The organism is Pedobacter sp. D749 (genome assembly GCF_019317285.1).
Lineage (GTDB): Bacteria > Bacteroidota > Bacteroidia > Sphingobacteriales > Sphingobacteriaceae > Pedobacter.
This window is the reverse complement of record NZ_CP079218.1, coordinates 3,509,135-3,526,064: the sequence shown is the minus strand read 5'-3', so window position 1 is coordinate 3,526,064 and position 16,930 is coordinate 3,509,135. Positions and strand designations below refer to the sequence as shown.

Genomic DNA, 16,930 nt, shown 5'->3' with positions numbered 1-16,930 from the left:
GCAACATTAAAACATTATCATTAGCAATGAGCAATAACGATATATTAAAAAAACTTAGAGTAGCCTTATCACTTAAAACAGAAGATATTATTACCATCTGCGATTTGGTGGGTTTTAAAGTGACAAAGGCAGAGCTGGGTGATATTTTCAGAAACGAAGACCACGAGAATTTTAAACCTTGCGGCGATCAGATTCTGCGCAATTTTTTAAATGGTCTTGTAATTTATAAAAGAGGTCCGAGGGATGAGAAAAAGCAATAATTTATGCTTTTTATTATTTTTTATACTGATCACATTTTCCTTTAACGCTCTCTCTCAGTCTCAGTTTAAAATAAGTGGTAATGTAATCGATTCTTTAAAGAAGCCTATCGAAGGCGTAAATATCCGATTGATTACTGATCAGGATACCCTTCGCTCAAATTCTGATGCGAAGGGAAACTTTACATTTGCAAAAGTAACCCGAAATAAGTTCTATCTTTCCGTTACTGCATTAGGCTACAAACCTTATACATCACTCTACGAAATCGAATCTTCCAAAAAAAAAGCTGATCTGGATCCGATTATGCTCAAAATGGAAAGTATCCGCCTTGATGATGTGGAGGTTAAAGTAAAAGTAGACCCTATCAAAATTAAAAAAGATACTATAGAATACAATGCAGGAGCCTATACCATTAGGGAAAACGATAAGGTTGAAGATCTTTTAAAGCAGTTACAGGGCATCGAGGTTGATGATAAAGGCGCTGTTACGGCGATGGGGAAAAAAATGACCAAGCTGCGGGTTAACGGCGAAGATTTTTTTACCAGCAATGTAGAAGATTACATCAGGCAGTTACCGGCAGATATCATTGCCAAGCTACAGGTGATTGATGATTATGGTGATGAAGCGAATTTTACCGGGATTAAAACCGGTACTCCTCAAAAAATGCTGAACCTGGTTACCAAGCCTGGTATGGATAAGGGCGTTTTTGGGGGAATGAGTGTGAATTCTGCTACCAATAATGCGCATAACCTGGGAACCAACGGCAGTATCTGGAAAAAAACAAAACAGATTGGTTTTGGCGGTCGCTACGGCATTACCAATAATGAGTTTGCCAAATTGAATAATGGAGCCTTAAAAGGTAATATCAGAGATAAAATATCGAAAGAATTTAGTGTTAATGGCAGTTATGATTTCAGTAACGGAACCAGTAAATCTATTCAGAGTAATTACCTTGAGACATTTAATCCGCAGGGAACCATCAACGACTTAAGGGAAAGTGCCAATAATTCCAAATCGCTGACCAATAACATTAACCTGGGTTTAAATGGTGCTACAAAAAAGAATTATTTCAATGCTTCCCTGGCTGGCTCTTTGGCCGATACCAGGAACGATGCTTTTTCTACCTCTAATAAAACAGGTTATATCAAGCAGGACCTTATTTCCAATTCAGGTTCCCGCAATAGCAATCCAGATCTTAACGGAAGCATCAACTGGTCGCGGCGTTTGGCTAATAACAAGCGTTCGCTTTCTATGGGTTTCAATTTTGGCAGCAGTGCCGGAAATAGCAACAGTACCATTAATGATATCATCCGTTATTACAACGAAACGACCAATGTACTGGTTAAAGATTCATTATTGAACCGTTTGGTGGATAACAATACTGCAAATTCGAACTTCGGCGGAAATATCCAGTTTTCAAACTCCTTAAAAAGGGCAAATGATACCAGTGGATATAGTTTTATCAACTTTTCCTACCGCTTTTCAGTAAGCAGAAGCCGCAATCTGCAAACTACTACGGTGACCAATCCTTTAGGAAATCGATTTGTGGTCGATTCCTTGGGACAGGATTACGTATCCAATTTTATTAACCAGAACTTCAGCATCGGTTACAATACCAACAGCAACAGGATCAGCTATAATTTTGGGCTGAATTTTTCGCCGAGTATCATTATTGGAAAGTACCAGAATACAGGGCAGGAACTTAAAAACTATCAGTTAAATTTTTCTCCTTCGGCCAATTTAAGCTATCAGATTAAAGATAACGGAAACCTGAGTTTTGGTTACAATGGCTATACCAGCTCACCTGATTTTAATAAACTGCAACCTATAAGGAATAATAATGATGTGCAGAACCTGATTATCGGTAACCCGGATCTTAAAGCAACAACGAGTCATACGGCTGATTTTAGCTATAATAAATTTGGGCTTAAATCGGGCTTGAGCATTATGGCAGGTTTATCAGGTAGCTTTGCTATCAATAGTGTGGTGAGCAATACGGTTTTTCTTCGGGATACGCTAAACAGCTTGAAACAACAAACCACTTATGAGAATGTGAATGGCATTTATAATATCGGCACTAATTACTCCATAAACAAAAGGATGCTGGATAATAAACTTTCCCTATCCATAAACGGGAATATTGCCTACAGCCACAATGTTTTTTACACCGATAATGTACTGAACCGCAGTAGTGGCATCAATGTTTCTAATGGTTTTAAATTTAACCTCAACCAGAAAAAATATGCTTTCAATACGAGTGCATCTTATAGTTTCAGTTCCAATACCTATTCGGTAATGAACCAGAACATCAAAAATGTGCAGGTTGTGGCCTTGAGTGGAAGTGCAAGCTGGATCCCAAATAAACGCTTTAGGGTAAATGCATCGGCTTCAAAAAGTTTAAATTTTGGATATAGTTTATATGCCGGAAATCCTTTATTGGTAAATATGGGATTGAATACTTCTTTCCTGAAAGGGAATAATTTACTTTTCTCTGTCCAGGCGAACGATTTGTTTAATCAGGGTGCACTATTCAGCACAAGCATTACCAACAATTCTATTTCTGAGAACAGAACAAGGTTTATCAGCCGTTTTATACAGGCAACATTAAGTTATAACCTTAGCCAGTTCGGGGGTAAAAAAGGCAGATTTAACAGTAACATTAATGCTGAAGAATAAATAGTTAAATCCAGATTATTTAGTTTTAGTGTTTCATTATATTATGCAATTTACCTTATGAATAAAATCCTGCTTTTTATTTTATTGATTTCTGGCAGTGCTCTATTCGCGCAGGATCAGAAAGTAGATTCGTTAAACAATAAACCCAAGAAAGAAAATTTTGCCGACGATTGGGCCGCGTTAACGAAGTATCAGAAAGAAAATGAGCTTTTACCGCCACCAACCAAAAAAGAAAAAAGGGTTGTTTTTTTAGGAAGTTCGATATTCGAATTCTGGAAACAGAAAGATCCTGAATATTTTAGCCGGAATACTTATGTGGATAGGGGAATAAGCGGACAGATATCGCCGCAGCTGCTGATCCGTTTTCGGCAGGATGTGATTAACCTTAAGCCAAAAGCAGTGATTATTTTGGCAGGTAGTAATGACATTGCAGGCAATACAGGCCATGTGACGATAGATAAGATTATGGATAATATTAAATCGATGGCAGAACTGGCGAGGTTACACCGTATTAAGGTAATACTTTGTAAATATTTGCCTGTTTATGAATATCCATGGAATAAGCAGATTAAGGCAGCCGATATCATTGTTGATTTAAACGAAAAAATTGAGACCTATGCCAAAGAGAGAAATTATACCATTTTGGATTATTGGACACCATTGGTAGATGAAAGAAAAGGGCAGCGTGCCGAATTAACGGTTGATGGGGTTCATCCTAACCTTGCCGGTTATAAAATAATGGAAGGGGTAACTGATATGGTGATCAAAAAAGCTTTGAAAAATAGACACTAAATCTATAAATCCCCTTCGACTCCGCTACCATTGGCAGAATCTATCAGTACGGTCGTCATTCTCGCGCAGGCGGGAATCTTAAAGCGCTTGCATTACGATTATTCATAAGTTTCCCTTGTTTCAAAGGTATTCATGAGCACTCCGTGGTTCCCAATCAAGTTGGGAATGACGATTCCTCGGAGCCTATAACCCGCTAAAAAATCTGTTATTCATATTATTTAATAGTAAATTAAACCCTCAGGGTGATAACCGCGTGGGGTATTCCATGTTTTCTGTGACTATATATTTAGATTCAAATAGAAACGTCGTCATCTCGACTGAAGCGCAGCGAAACGGAGAGATCTGCATGGATAGATTTAGCTTCGCTGAGCAATCGTGGTTCTCGACTCCGTTACACTCCGCTCGAAATGACGATAGCTTGATGGAGCAACTGCATAAATAAAAACTACCTTTCCTTTGCTGTCATTTTAAATGCAGTGAAGAATCTTTAATAAATCGGAAACTAATAAAATCCTTCATTGCCGTTCGTAATGATATGTGGTAATAATTAATTTTCAGTAATATTTGAAAGTTTAATAAATTTAGTTTACTTTTACATCGTGAAAGAGAAAATGAGATAAAAAAGATTTACAAATGCCTTAAAAGAGGCTTATTTTTTTAATCTATATTTTCATTTTTTACTGAAAGTTAAGTAAGTTAAATTTTTGGTTATGGATTACAATATACTCGGATATGCCATCTTTATAACGGTTATCGTATTCATCATCGTAGTGGTAGGGAAGGTATGTTACCGCAATGGAAATATCTTCGTAGCCGAACTCATTCCCGATCACCTGGATCTCTGTCAACAGATTAATAAGTCACTGTTGGTCTCTTATTACCTGGTCAATATTGGCTATTGCGCCATGACATTGGTAGGGTGGGAAACGATCTTTTCATCGCGGCAGCTTGTAGAAGTGATGGCGGTAAAAGTGGCCACCATTGTTTGTATCCTATCTATTCTTCATTATTTAAATATCTATTTGCTTACCAAAACCATTCATAAATTAATAAAATAACAACTTAAACTTTTCATTATGGAAACGACAAAAATTTTAATCGGCTATGCAGTTTATTTACCAATTGCACTTTTTTTGACTTTTTATGTTTCAAAAACGCTGTTCAAAAACAGTAAAATATATATGCTGGACATTTTTAAGGGAAGGGAAGAGATTGCCAACGCAACGAACAAACTTTTCGAAACAGGCTTTTACCTGCTCAATGTTGGTTTTGCATTGTTGATTATGAAAATTACCATTAGTGCAAACGATTACCGCAGTTTGGTTGAAGCGCTAAGTTCTAAAATAGGTGGTTTTGCCATTTATCTTGGTATTATGCTGTTCATTAATCTGTATTTCTTTTTCAGGGGCAAACGCAAAGCAAAAGAAAACCAAAGGCCAAATCCTTTTCAGCCATCTATATAATGGTATGCATAAAAGAAGTCAAGTTTTAAAAACTTGACTTCTTTTAGAACAGTAACACATTTAAATAATTGAAACTTCAAATGCGATTAAGTTATATCTATGCTAATTTATTTTCAATCTCTAAGAATATTTCCAGTAAAAACAATTAATAATTTTTTATTAACGCAATCATCTCAAACAAAAAAGTCCCGATAAAATCGGGACTTAATATTAATCTAATTTTTTATATCTGATGCGTTTTGGGGTAACATCACCCAGGCGTTTCTTGCGATTTTCTTCGTAATCTGAGTAGTTACCTTCAAAGAAATAAACTTCAGAGTTACCTTCGAAAGCAAGGATGTGTGTACAGATCCTATCCAGGAACCACCTGTCGTGACTGATCACCACGGCACAACCACCAAAGTTTTCTAAAGCTTCTTCCAGTGCACGTAATGTATTTACATCGATATCGTTGGTTGGCTCATCCAGTAGCAAAACATTGGCTCCTTTTTTCAAGGTAATGGCCAGGTGTACACGGTTACGCTCACCACCTGATAGAATACCAACTTTTTTCTGTTGATCGCCACCATTAAAGTTGAACTTTGAAACATAAGCACGTCCGTTTACGGCTTTAGTGCCCAATTGTATATTGTCTAATCCATCGGTAATGTTTTCGTATACCGTTTTATCTGCATCTAAATCATTATGCATCTGATCTACATAACCCAGTTCAACCGTTTCGCCTACGCGGAAAGTACCGGCGTCTGCTTCTTCCTGTCCGGTAATTAAACGGAATAAAGTGGTTTTACCTGCACCATTGGGGCCAATAATCCCTACAATACCTGCTGGAGGAAGGGAGAAGTTTAAATTATCGAACAATATTTTGTCGCCATAAGCTTTGGTAACGTTTGTGGCTTCAATCACTACATTCCCCAAACGCGGGCCTGCAGGAATGAACAGCTCTAATTTATCTTCTCTTTCTTTGCCATCTTCTGAAGCTAATTTATCATAGTTGGCTAAACGGGCTTTAGATTTTGCATGACGTGCTTTTGGAGCCATGCGTACCCATTCCAACTCACGTTCTAATGTTTTCTGGCGTTTGCTTTCTGTTTTCTCTTCCTGCGATAAACGTTTTGCTTTCTGATCTAACCAGCTGCTGTAATTTCCTTTCCAGGGAATGCCTTCGCCGCGGTCTAACTCTAAAATCCATCCGGCAACGTTATCCAGGAAGTACCTATCGTGGGTAACAGCAATAACGGTTCCTTCGTAATTTTGTAAGAATTGTTCTAACCAATCGATACTTTCAGCATCCAAGTGGTTGGTTGGCTCATCCAATAATAATACGTCAGGATGTTGAAGCAATAAACGGCACATGGCCACCCGGCGGCGCTCCCCACCTGATAATACACCAATTTTAGTATCCGGATCAGGACAACGTAAGGCATCCATGGCCCTTTCTAATTTCGAATCAATTTCCCAGGCACCTAGGGAATCGATTTTATCCTGAAGTTCACCCTGTCTGGCCATTAACTTATCCATTTTATCCGGATCAGAATAGTTTTCTTCCAAACCAAAGGCCTCATTCACTTCTTCGTATTCTTTTAAAATGGCAGTAACTTCGGCAACGCCTTCTTCAACCACCTCGCGAACGGTTTTTTCGGGGTCTAAGATCGGCTCCTGCGCTAAATAACCCACCGAATAACCAGGTGAGAAAACGACCTCGCCCTGGTAAGATTTATCTAAGCCGGCAATAATTTTTAAAAGAGATGACTTACCAGAACCATTTAAACCGATAACTCCGATTTTGGCTCCGTAAAAGAAAGAAAGGTAAATATTTTTTAAAACCTGTTTTTGTGGAGGGTAAATTTTATTTACTCCTGCCATTGAAAAGATTATTTTCTCGTCAGACATGTTAGCTTTTTATTTTAGAATGTTTAAAGGCATTTTTTCGAAACGGGGAATTTTATAAAAAAAATGTGCTTTTTAAAATTCGCCCCAAGTCCCGAAAGTGGCAACGCCAAAACCGGATACAAAGATAGAAACAACAAGCCCATTACAAAATGGTTTGTTAAGTATATCCTAAATTTGATGATCGATGGATCACATTTTGTAATATCGAAGAACTGGTATATGTGTAGTTTCTTTAATTACAAGTTTGCTAAATTTAAAGGTAACATCTGAAAGACCTGTAGCTACTGATTTTGCGGAACCGGTTTTAGCAACAGATCAAATCAATTTCTGTATCCTTCAAAACCTCATTCGTCAGTTGTAATTTTATTCTTTTGCGAAAAAATTAAGCGTCACTCTGACGTTTTAATTTGGTGATATTCGCCTGATAAGGCATGTGATAGCCCTTTTGTATTAATTTGGCCCCTATAATTTACCATATTGCCCCTCACTCGGGTAGGGATTTTAATAGTTAATTTGTTATAACCAAATATAATAATGACGATATGAAGAAAACCAAACTATCCTAAACATTCGAATAACACCTATTTATAGTTATCTCTATAATAGATGATTTTGCCTAAATATCATTAAGCTCTTCACTGACTAGAAAAGCTTTCAACTGAGTTTTGCAAAGTAAACATATCTGCCATCATAAGGAAATGACCATATGATGATTGGTAGGCTCATGAATAAACTAATCAACAAACTAATCAAACTAAAATCAAACAATGAGAAAAATCTACAAAAAGAAGGCTCAAAATTCGGGCTGTTTATTTTTCCGTGGGAGTGTATTCCGAACGCTTGTGGGCATAATGATGTTCATGGGCTTTTGTTTTTCTGCTTCTGCACAAAGTGAAGTAACTGTTAAGGGGGTAGTGAAGGATACTGTAGGCGGTTTACCTGGGGTAAACGTTAAGGTATCCGGAACAGTTCGTGGAATATCCACAGATGATCAGGGGCGGTATACCATTAAATTACCGAGATCAGGTAAATTACTTTTTAGCCTGGTGGGCTATAAGCCGCAAACTAAAACAGTTGCAGATTATGAAAAATCAGCAGATGGAACCTATGTGATTAATATTGTACTTAAATCAGACGCGAATTCACTTGAAGAGGTTGCAGTAGTAGGTTATGGAACACAGAAAAAAGCTAGTCTGATAAGTTCCATTACTACAATCAATCCAAAAGAATTAAAGGGACCAACCAGTAACTTAACCACTATGCTAGCTGGTCGTGTAGCAGGTATGGTTGCTTTCCAAAGAAGCGGAGAGCCAGGATCAGATAACGCTTCTTTTTTCATTAGAGGTTTGGGTACATTCGGTGCGGGGAAACAAGACCCTTTGATTTTGATTGATGGCGCGGAATCAACTCAAAACGACTTAGCCCGTTTACAACCGGATGACGTGGCTACATTCAGTGTGTTAAAAGATGCTGCGGCTTCTGCTGTATATGGCGCCAGAGGTGCTAATGGCGTGCTGTTAATTACAACTAAAAGAGGCCAGGCAGGAGAAACTCAGTTTAGTTTCCGGGCAGAGAATTCTGTTTCAGGTAACACCAAAAACTTTAAATTTGCAGATAATGTGACTTATATGAACCTGGCAAATGAAGGTGCATTAACACGTAACAGGCTATCTCAATTACCATACCAGCGGAATAAGATAGATGCTACTGCGGCTGGAGAGAATGAGCTTTTATACCCAAACAATAACTGGATTGATCAGCTAATTAAAAAATATACACTCAACCAAAGATTTAATTTAAACATCTCCGGTGGTGGTTCTAAAGTTGTTTATTATCTGTCTGGTACTTATAATATCGATAATGGTGTATTGAAGGTAGATGACGTAAATAATTTTAATAGTAATATTAAGCTGAAAAATTACGCCGTTCGTTCTAATGTAACTATTAATTTAACTAACACTACCACTGCCGATATATTAGTATCTGGTCAATTTGATGATTATACGGGGCCTGTAGGTGGTGGTGGACTCGCATTTAACAGGGCATTATGGTCTAATCCTGTAGCTTTTCCAGCTGTTTATCCAGCAAGTTATCAAGCTTATGCCAAGCACCCGTTATTTGGTAATGTAATTTCGCCTAACGGAAATCTTTATATGAACCCTTACGCAGAAATGGTAAGAGGTTATCAGGATCGTAATTCTTCTACATTACAGACACAAATCGAAATAAAGCAAGATTTGAAAGACCTTACTCCCGGCTTAAACGTTCGCTTTATGACTTATGCACGTAGGTACTCTTATTTTGATGTTTCAAGAAGATACAATCCATTTTACTATTCTTCAGCAGCACAACCTGATGGTAGTGTATCACTAAGTTTATTGAATGGTGGAAATACTTCATTAGTCAGGCCCCTTGGAACGGAATATCTTGATTATTCACAAGGTTCAAAGGACTTGAATTCTATATTTTATGCCGAACTAGCAACCAATTATACAAGAACTTTTGGAAAACATGATGTAAGCGCCATGTTAATTACGACCATGAGAAACTTTCTGTCAGGTAATGCCGGGGACTTACAATCATCTTTGCCTTCACGTAATCAAGGTGTAGCCGGACGTGCTAATTATACATATGATAGTAAATATCTGGCAGAATTTAACTTTGGTTATAATGGAACTGAACGTTTCGCACCTAACAACCGTTTTGGATTTTTTCCTTCGTTCGGTTTAGGTTATATCATTTCAAATGCTGCGTTCTTTAAACCACTTGAAAAGGTGATCACATCAGCAAAAATCAGAGGTACATATGGATTTTCCGGTAATGATATAATAGGAACTCCTACTGATAGATTCTTTTATCTTTCTTCAGTACAAATGGAAAATGGCGGCTATGGTGCACAATTTGGTGAAGACGGAGGTTACTATAGACCCGGTATCTCGGTTTCGATATATCCAAATAACCTGATTACCTGGGAACGCTCTAAACAGCTTAATCTTGCTATGGATTTGACCTTGTTCAGAGACTTGAACTTTACTGTTGAGGTTTATAAACAAACGCGTTCCAACATCTTAACCTCACGTACATTTATCCCAAGTACGATGGGGTTACAAGCCAATATTCGTGCTAATACCAACAAAATGGAAAGTAGAGGTGTGGATTTCAGTACTAATTATAATAAAACATTTGGTAATGGAATCTCCTTACAATTGAGAGGAAACTTTACATATGCAGCAAGTAAGGTACTAATTGCTGATGAACCTAGTTACGATAGTAAAGAAGCCTACCGCTATATTGCTGGTAATTCTGCTTCTCAATCATACGGGTTAATTGCAGAAAGGTTATTTATTGATGATCAGGAAGCAAAAAATTCACCCGTACAGCTAGGGGGAGTACCGGGCTTAACTTATGGTGGTGGAGACATCAAATATAGGGATGTGAACGGCGATGGATTAGTAACGGACGCTGACAAAGTGCCTATAGGGTTACCTACGGCTCCTGAAATTATTTATGGCTTTGGCGGTACAATCGGATATAAAGGATTCGATATTTCAGTATTCCTGCAGGGATCAGCGCGTTCATCATTCTTTATCAATCCATATAATATTACCCCATTTGTATTAGGGCGGGAGATGATAGATAACCGATTTACTGACAATGCTAATGCGATACAAACTGGTTTGCTAAAAGCAATTGCAGATAGTCATTGGTCTGAACAAAATCGTGATACCTATGCATTGTGGCCACGTTTAAGTAGCACATATGTAGAAAATAATTTACCTACATCTACCTGGTGGATGCGAAACGGTAGCTTTTTAAGATTAAAAAGTGCAGAGATAGGCTATAATCTTCCAAATAAGCTACAACAGAAATTGGGTATAAAGACAACAAGACTTTATTTAAATGCCACCAACCTGGCAGTTTTAAGTTCTTATAAATTATGGGATCCAGAAATGGGAGGTAAAGGAATTGGTTATCCGTTGCAAGTAGTTTATAACATAGGTCTAAATTTAAAATTTTAGGATGATTTGTAGAATTATGAAAAATAAAAATATTTTGATCCAAACAAACAATAAACTCAGTGCTATACGGTACGGTGCCCTCGCATTTTTGCTTATGTTATCTTTGGCATCGTGTAAAAAATATCTGGATATTGTTCCAGATAACGTAGCGACATTAGACAATGCTTTTAGCTTAAGAAACGAAGCAGAAAAGTATTTATTTACCTGCTATTCCTTTATGCCTTCAAATGGAAATCCCTTAGCTAACATGGGATATATGACTGGTGATGAAGTATGGACATCTTTAGATGAACGTGAATTTATCTCTGAAGGCTGGAGAATAGCCCGGGGAAATCAGAATGCGGCTAATCCGTTATTCAATTCATGGAGTGAGGGTGATAGATCACTATGGAAAAATTATTGGCAAGCCATTAGAAATTGCAATATCTTTCTGGAAAACGTATCTGATGAAACAAAGATTCCGGATTTACAATTAGATGAACGTAAACGTTGGATTGCTGAAGTTAAGTTTTTGAAAGCCTACTATAATTTTCTACTGATGAGAATGTATGGCCCAATACCGATTGTGGATAAAAATCTTCCAATCAGTGCTTCTGAAGATGAGGTAAAGGTTAAGCGTATGCCTTTTGATGATTGTGTTAATTACGTTGTTAGTTTGTTGGATCAGGCGACTCCGGATTTACCTCAACGTATAAGGGATAAAACGCTTGAGCTAGGGCGTATTACTCAACCGATAGCGTTAGCTATAAAAGCAAAAGTGCTACTAACCGCAGCTAGTCCGTTATTTAATGGAAATTCAGATTACTCTGGATTCAAAGATAAAGATGGGGTAGCACTATTTAATACCACTTATGACGCCAATAAATGGAAAAAAGCAGCTGATGCTGCAAAAGCTGCCATTGATGCATCAGAAGCTGCAGGCTTCAAACTATATACTTTCCCTGGCACCACAGCCATGAAAATTTCTGACTCTACTAAAAGGCAGCTAACTATAAAAGGCGCAATGACGGAGCGTTTTGGACTGAACTCTGAAACGGTGTGGGGTAATCCAAATAGTACAACAGGCTTTTTACAAGGAGTTGCAATGCCACGCTTAGATGGTGCAAATCCTGTTCCGGTTGGCCAGGCAAGACAGCAACTTGCTCCTCCGATTAAAATAGCTGAAATGTTTTACAGTAAAAATGGTGTTCCTATAAATGAAGATAAGACCCTTGACTTTACCAATCGCTATTCGTTGAGAAAAGCAGTTAAGGCTGAACGATTTTATATAAAAGAAGGTTATACCACCGCGAGGCTGAATTTCGATAGGGAACCGCGTTTTTATGCTGATTTAGCCTTTGATGGCAGTACTTTCTTTAAGTATGATAGTCCGGGTAATACAGATGAAGGCACCTATACTGTAGAAGCTAAATCTAATCAAATTTCAGGAGCTAACAACTTTGGCTGGTATAATGAAACAGGTTATTTTGTGAAGAAGGTTGTTGATTGGAACATGGCTCATTCTGAAAATAATGTAACGTACAGAGCCTATGCATGGCCTGAACTTAGATTAGCGGATTTGTACTTAATGTACGCTGAAGCCTTAAATGAAAGTTTAGGTGCTCCTTCTCAGGAAGTTTTTGATTATATCAACAGAATTCGTTCCAGAGCAGGTTTGCTATCTGTAGAGGTATCATGGTCGAACTACTCTACGAGTCCAACAAAATATACTACAAAAGATGGTATGCGTCAAATCATTCAACAAGAACGTATGATCGAAATGGCCTTTGAGGGAAGTCGCTACTGGGATATTAAACGTTGGAAGAGAGCCGCTGAGCTCTTTAATCAGGCAATTACTGGCTGGAGTATTTATCAACCCACATCAGAAGAATATTATCGTGTGAGAACAATATTTAATCAGAATTTTATATCGCCCAGAGATTATTTGTGGCCTATACGCACGTATGATTTGACAGTTAATAGAAAATTGGTTCAAAATCCAGGATGGTAATAAATTAAAATTATAGAAATGAAAGCATTAAATAAATTACTATTTGTTTTAATTAGTGGTATCTCCTTAATGTATTCTTGCAAGCAAGATGAATTAATACCACTTGAAAATAACACAACACCTCCAGGCCAGGTAAGTAGTGTAACTGTAGAAAGTGGACCTGGTAATGCCAAATTATCATATAAACTGCCATCAGATAAAGATTTGCTTTATGTGAAAGCAATATATAGTCTCAAGAATGGTCAACAGATGGAAGTAAAGTCTTCATACTACAACAACTCTTTGCTTGTTGAGGGGTTTGGAGATACAGATTTTCATGAGATCAAATTATATGCAGTAAATCGGAGTGAGGTTGCTTCTGATCCTGTAGTAGTTAAAATTAAACCTTTAGAAAATCCAATTTGGGGAGTTTTTAGAAGTTTAAAGGTTCTTCCTGATTTTGCAGGTTTGAATTTTCAGGCAGCAAATCCTGCCAAAGCTGATCTTTCGATTGAAGTATTGAGATTTCAGGATGGTAAGTATGTTGGCGATCCAAAAAATAACATTTATACCTCTGCAATTGATATTGACAAGTCGATCAGAGGTTTAGATACTACTTCGCAGAAATTTGCAGTTACGGTAAGAGATAGGTGGTTGAATTATACAGATACTTTGTATACTACTTTAAAGCCATTGTATGAATCCCTTTTAGCTAAGAATTTATATAGAGCGGTTAATCTGCCTACTGATGTTGGTCAACAGTATACTGCAACTGGTTTAGCAAAAATGTGGGATGGTGATATCATCAACTGGCCAAATGTTTCATTAACCAGTACAGGTACATTAACTCCTCAGTGGGTAACTTTTGATTTAGGGCAGTCTGCAATTATGAGCCGTATTGTGGTCTGGAATTATCCTGAATATTTGAATGCAGGAAGAACCTACTATTATGGGGGGAATATTAAAAAGTTTGAAATTTGGGGAAGTGATAACCCACCAGGTGATGGTAGTTACAATAACTGGAGCCTGTTAGGTACTTTCGATTCTACAAAACCTTCGGGAAGTGCGTATGGTGTGCAAACGGCAGAAGATTATGCTTTCGCTAATGCAGGTATTAGCTATACATTCCCTGCAGGTAACGTGAAGAAGGTTCGCTATATACGCATAAAGTCCATCAGTAATTGGCAGGGTACTACATTTATGAGTATTGCAGAATTACAATGTTACGGAGATCCGAGGTAAGGTTAAATTCATCAATAAAAGAATAAACATGTTTAACAAAATAAAACTGATGAGACTTACAACCCTATTTGCAGTTGTAAGCATTTTCGCAGCCTGTACTAAGGCTGACGATTATAAGAAGTATGTAGCTGGAGGAGAAATTTCATATCCTGGAAAAATTGATTCTGTTAAAATTAGCTCTGGAAATAATAGAGTGCAATTGAAGGCATTATTTCTTGCTGATCCAAAAGTGGTTTTGTGTAAAGTTTTTTGGAATAATTTCAAAGACTCTTTATCTATCCCGGTAGTTAAGAAAAATACAGTTGACAGCTTAACTATTTTTGTTCCAAATGTAGCAGAGGGTTTGCAAAGTTTTACCATTTATACTTATGATAAAGATGGGAATCGTTCGATTCCTGTGAATAAAACTGGCATGTCCTATGGAGACCGTTACAAAGCATCTCTTAGTAACAGAGGGATAAGTGTGGCACAAACAGGTTCGGATGGAGTAACAAAAATTGATTGGCTTGGAATGGACAGGTTAACCGGGGTATTTGCTACAGAAGTACAATATACGAATAACAGTAATCAAACAGTTACCATAAAGGTACCTATTGATGCTACCAGTACTGTATTAAGCAATTTCAAAACCAGTTCCAGTATGAAGTATAGAACATTATTTCTGCCTGATACGAGTTGTGTAGATACTTTTAAAACAGACTTTGTAGATAGGTATATTCCACGCTATGTTGAACAAGATGTAACATCAACTTATCTAAAAAACGCGGGCCCGTTTAACAGGGATACCTGGGACGGATCAAGATGGGGTACACTAGCTGACTGGATTAGTAATGCTGGCGCTAAAAATATCAATAGTAATCGTTACGGCGGTTACGAATTGCGCAGTGGTGTGGGTGTATTGTCATTTGAATCTGGTTGGGGAATTACTACGCCTGTTACCAATGGATTGGTTTATCAAACAATTACACTTCCAGCTGGCACTTACAGCTTCCGTTTAAATGGAATAGATCAAAACAGTGGAGGCTCAAGATTTATCTCGGTTGCTGCCGGAAACACACTTCCGAATGTTGCTGACATCACTTCAGCATCGATAGCTTTCGCAAATATCTCAGATGGAAAGTTAGATTTTACGCTTACACAGCAAACAACTGTTTCGATAGGTTTTGCCGTTTCAATAGCAAACACAGGTCAATATATTAAAGTTGGCAGTGTTGGATTATTTAAACAGGTTTATCTGTAATATAATTAGCAGGCTTCTTTGGAAGCCTGCTAATTATTATATTAATGTCTCTTCGTGATCAGGAATGTGTCTAATTTTCCTGATATACTTTTATCGTGTTCGCTTTCTACTGATACCCTTTCGCTGAACACAGCAGAACGATAATTATTTCAATTCAAAACTTTCTTTCATTATCCCTTGCAAGAAACATTTGTAAGCCGCGAACGGGCACCACTATTTAAAGCCTGGTTAAACCAATAATGGCCAATTTATGAAGCAATAGGCTTACTCGCTAAACTTTATCATCTCTTCTTCCGTGTGCTGTTTTAATATTATTTTTTTGCTCAGTATGTTTATTTGAAATGATAAAAATATTATATTCGTGCATCAGTAAATTGCTAATGTAATAACTGTTCAGAATTATCCCATGGTAATTTCTGAAGGAACAATCTGGTATGCAACGCTCTCAAGTCACAACTCTTTCTCGTTGCAGCTGTATTGCCTAAAGACCAATCTTTTTGTTAGCCATAAAACGGCTAATGTTAAGTTTGTGCCTGAAAAATGTATTTAACGACCATAGATATAGTTGAAATGCAAAAAACAATAATCCACATGTGTGCTTTGAGAAGCTTAGCCAGATACAGTCCAAATGATAAGCTAACTTTTGCAGGTTTATATTTTCCTTTTAACTGTAGCGCTATTAATTATTGACAACATTGATGGCTGGTGATTAATGGCTTAAGTAATCTACATCAACCTGCTAAATAATCTTGTAAGAACCAAAAGTGGAGACCAGACACCATAACGCAAACGGGGCATCATCCGAAAAGCCAAAAGAGTAGGAAAATTAAAAATTTTAAAAAAAATGAGTGCAATGAGTCTTCAATTGGGCGTACAGTTCCAATTACTTAAAACCAATTTAGTAGCAGTTTACGAAAAAAAAGGGGAGGAATCTGCTTTTCTTTTAGCCCCTACAAGTCCAGATGAGGTGGGTAGTGCCACTTTGGGTGAAATGGTACAAGATTTAAAAGATGCCTTCGGCAGTAATGTTAACACAGACAAAATAAAAGCTGACTTGAAAGCATTAAGTAAGGATGAGCCAGAATCTAAATTCAAATTGGAAAACCTTAAGTTTAGCTTGAAAACTGCTTACCTTTATGTTAAAGGTAATGTTAAGGAATATGCCTTTGCCATTGAGGTTGATTGTGGAGATGCCATTCCTGATTTAGGATTCGTGAAAATTGAGAAATTAGCTTTTAAAATCTGGAATACCGAAAGAAATAAAATTTTACAACAGCTGAATTTAGATACTATTGAAAATTTAGTTAAGAAACTTGATGCACCTGAAAAGAAAATAACCGTAGCAGGGTAACTAGTTGATAGGATAGTTTAGATTATTAAG

11 protein-coding genes are annotated in these 16,930 nt (G+C 37.3%); 10 read left to right on the top strand and 1 reads right to left on the bottom strand.

The genetic code is table 11. The annotated features are described in order from the left end of the window. Window positions 1-26: 26 nt before the first annotated feature. The 5 genes from KYH19_RS14130 to KYH19_RS14110 all read left to right on the top strand — a co-directional run bounded on the left by KYH19_RS14130 (window position 27) and on the right by KYH19_RS14110 (window position 5,189). Window positions 27-260, top strand: a complete 234-nt coding sequence (locus KYH19_RS14130) for a DUF1456 family protein (protein ID WP_029274124.1) — start codon at window positions 27-29, stop codon at window positions 258-260. Further along, entirely contained in the window at window positions 244-2,934 is a 2,691-nt protein-coding gene (locus tag KYH19_RS14125; RefSeq protein ID WP_219075589.1) for a TonB-dependent receptor, read from the top strand. Before KYH19_RS14130 ends, KYH19_RS14125 begins: the two co-directional genes overlap by 17 nt. A gap of 57 nt (window positions 2,935-2,991) precedes the next feature. Beyond that, the gene (locus tag KYH19_RS14120; protein WP_132402388.1) at window positions 2,992-3,726 is read left to right on the top strand and encodes a GDSL-type esterase/lipase family protein; all 735 of its coding nucleotides are present in this window, start codon (window positions 2,992-2,994) and stop codon (window positions 3,724-3,726) included. A gap of 710 nt (window positions 3,727-4,436) precedes the next feature. Continuing rightward, a complete protein-coding gene (locus KYH19_RS14115) occupies window positions 4,437-4,784 on the top strand; it encodes a hypothetical protein (RefSeq protein WP_219075588.1) in 348 nt (115 codons plus the stop codon). An 18-nt stretch (window positions 4,785-4,802) separates the two neighbouring features. Further along, a complete protein-coding gene (locus KYH19_RS14110; RefSeq protein ID WP_132402382.1) occupies window positions 4,803-5,189 on the top strand; it encodes a hypothetical protein in 387 nt (128 codons plus the stop codon). Window positions 5,190-5,399: 210 nt separating this feature from the next. On the opposite strand, the gene ettA is transcribed toward KYH19_RS14110, so the two are convergent. Then, window positions 5,400-7,079, bottom strand: a complete 1,680-nt coding sequence (gene ettA, locus KYH19_RS14105; RefSeq protein WP_132402379.1) for an energy-dependent translational throttle protein EttA — start codon at window positions 7,077-7,079, stop codon at window positions 5,400-5,402. A 767-nt stretch (window positions 7,080-7,846) separates the two neighbouring features. On the opposite strand from ettA, the gene KYH19_RS14100 reads away from it, so the two are divergent. The 5 genes from KYH19_RS14100 to KYH19_RS14080 all read left to right on the top strand — a co-directional run bounded on the left by KYH19_RS14100 (window position 7,847) and on the right by KYH19_RS14080 (window position 16,900). Beyond that, window positions 7,847-11,098 carry a TonB-dependent receptor gene (locus KYH19_RS14100; protein WP_219075587.1) on the top strand — a complete coding sequence of 1,084 codons (3,252 nt, stop codon included), beginning with the start codon at window positions 7,847-7,849 and terminating at the stop codon, window positions 11,096-11,098. A gap of 16 nt (window positions 11,099-11,114) precedes the next feature. Continuing rightward, complete coding sequence (locus tag KYH19_RS14095; protein ID WP_255562425.1) at window positions 11,115-13,088, top strand: RagB/SusD family nutrient uptake outer membrane protein; 1,974 nt, start codon at window positions 11,115-11,117, stop codon at window positions 13,086-13,088. An 18-nt stretch (window positions 13,089-13,106) separates the two neighbouring features. Continuing rightward, window positions 13,107-14,309, top strand: coding sequence for a DUF5000 domain-containing lipoprotein (locus tag KYH19_RS14090; RefSeq protein WP_132402376.1), 1,203 nt, complete (start codon window positions 13,107-13,109; stop codon window positions 14,307-14,309). A gap of 28 nt (window positions 14,310-14,337) precedes the next feature. Then, complete coding sequence (locus KYH19_RS14085; protein WP_132402373.1) at window positions 14,338-15,549, top strand: DUF4998 domain-containing protein; 1,212 nt, start codon at window positions 14,338-14,340, stop codon at window positions 15,547-15,549. Window positions 15,550-16,402: 853 nt separating this feature from the next. Further along, entirely contained in the window at window positions 16,403-16,900 is a 498-nt protein-coding gene (locus KYH19_RS14080; RefSeq protein ID WP_219075585.1) for a hypothetical protein, read from the top strand. Window positions 16,901-16,930 lie beyond the last annotated feature (30 nt).

Excerpts from the sequence above, each read along its gene's own strand:
- KYH19_RS14130 (WP_029274124.1), top strand. The coding sequence starts at position 27 with ATGAGCAATAACGATATATTAAAAAAACTTAGAGTAGCCTTATCACTT.
- KYH19_RS14125 (WP_219075589.1), top strand. The coding sequence starts at position 244 with ATGAGAAAAAGCAATAATTTATGCTTTTTATTATTTTTTATACTGATC.
- KYH19_RS14120 (WP_132402388.1), top strand. The coding sequence starts at position 2,992 with ATGAATAAAATCCTGCTTTTTATTTTATTGATTTCTGGCAGTGCTCTA.
- KYH19_RS14115 (WP_219075588.1), top strand. The coding sequence starts at position 4,437 with ATGGATTACAATATACTCGGATATGCCATCTTTATAACGGTTATCGTA.
- KYH19_RS14110 (WP_132402382.1), top strand. The coding sequence starts at position 4,803 with ATGGAAACGACAAAAATTTTAATCGGCTATGCAGTTTATTTACCAATT.
- ettA (WP_132402379.1), bottom strand. The coding sequence starts at position 7,079 with ATGTCTGACGAGAAAATAATCTTTTCAATGGCAGGAGTAAATAAAATT.
- KYH19_RS14100 (WP_219075587.1), top strand. The coding sequence starts at position 7,847 with ATGAGAAAAATCTACAAAAAGAAGGCTCAAAATTCGGGCTGTTTATTT.
- KYH19_RS14095 (WP_255562425.1), top strand. The coding sequence starts at position 11,115 with ATGAAAAATAAAAATATTTTGATCCAAACAAACAATAAACTCAGTGCT.
- KYH19_RS14090 (WP_132402376.1), top strand. The coding sequence starts at position 13,107 with ATGAAAGCATTAAATAAATTACTATTTGTTTTAATTAGTGGTATCTCC.
- KYH19_RS14085 (WP_132402373.1), top strand. The coding sequence starts at position 14,338 with ATGTTTAACAAAATAAAACTGATGAGACTTACAACCCTATTTGCAGTT.
- KYH19_RS14080 (WP_219075585.1), top strand. The coding sequence starts at position 16,403 with ATGAGTCTTCAATTGGGCGTACAGTTCCAATTACTTAAAACCAATTTA.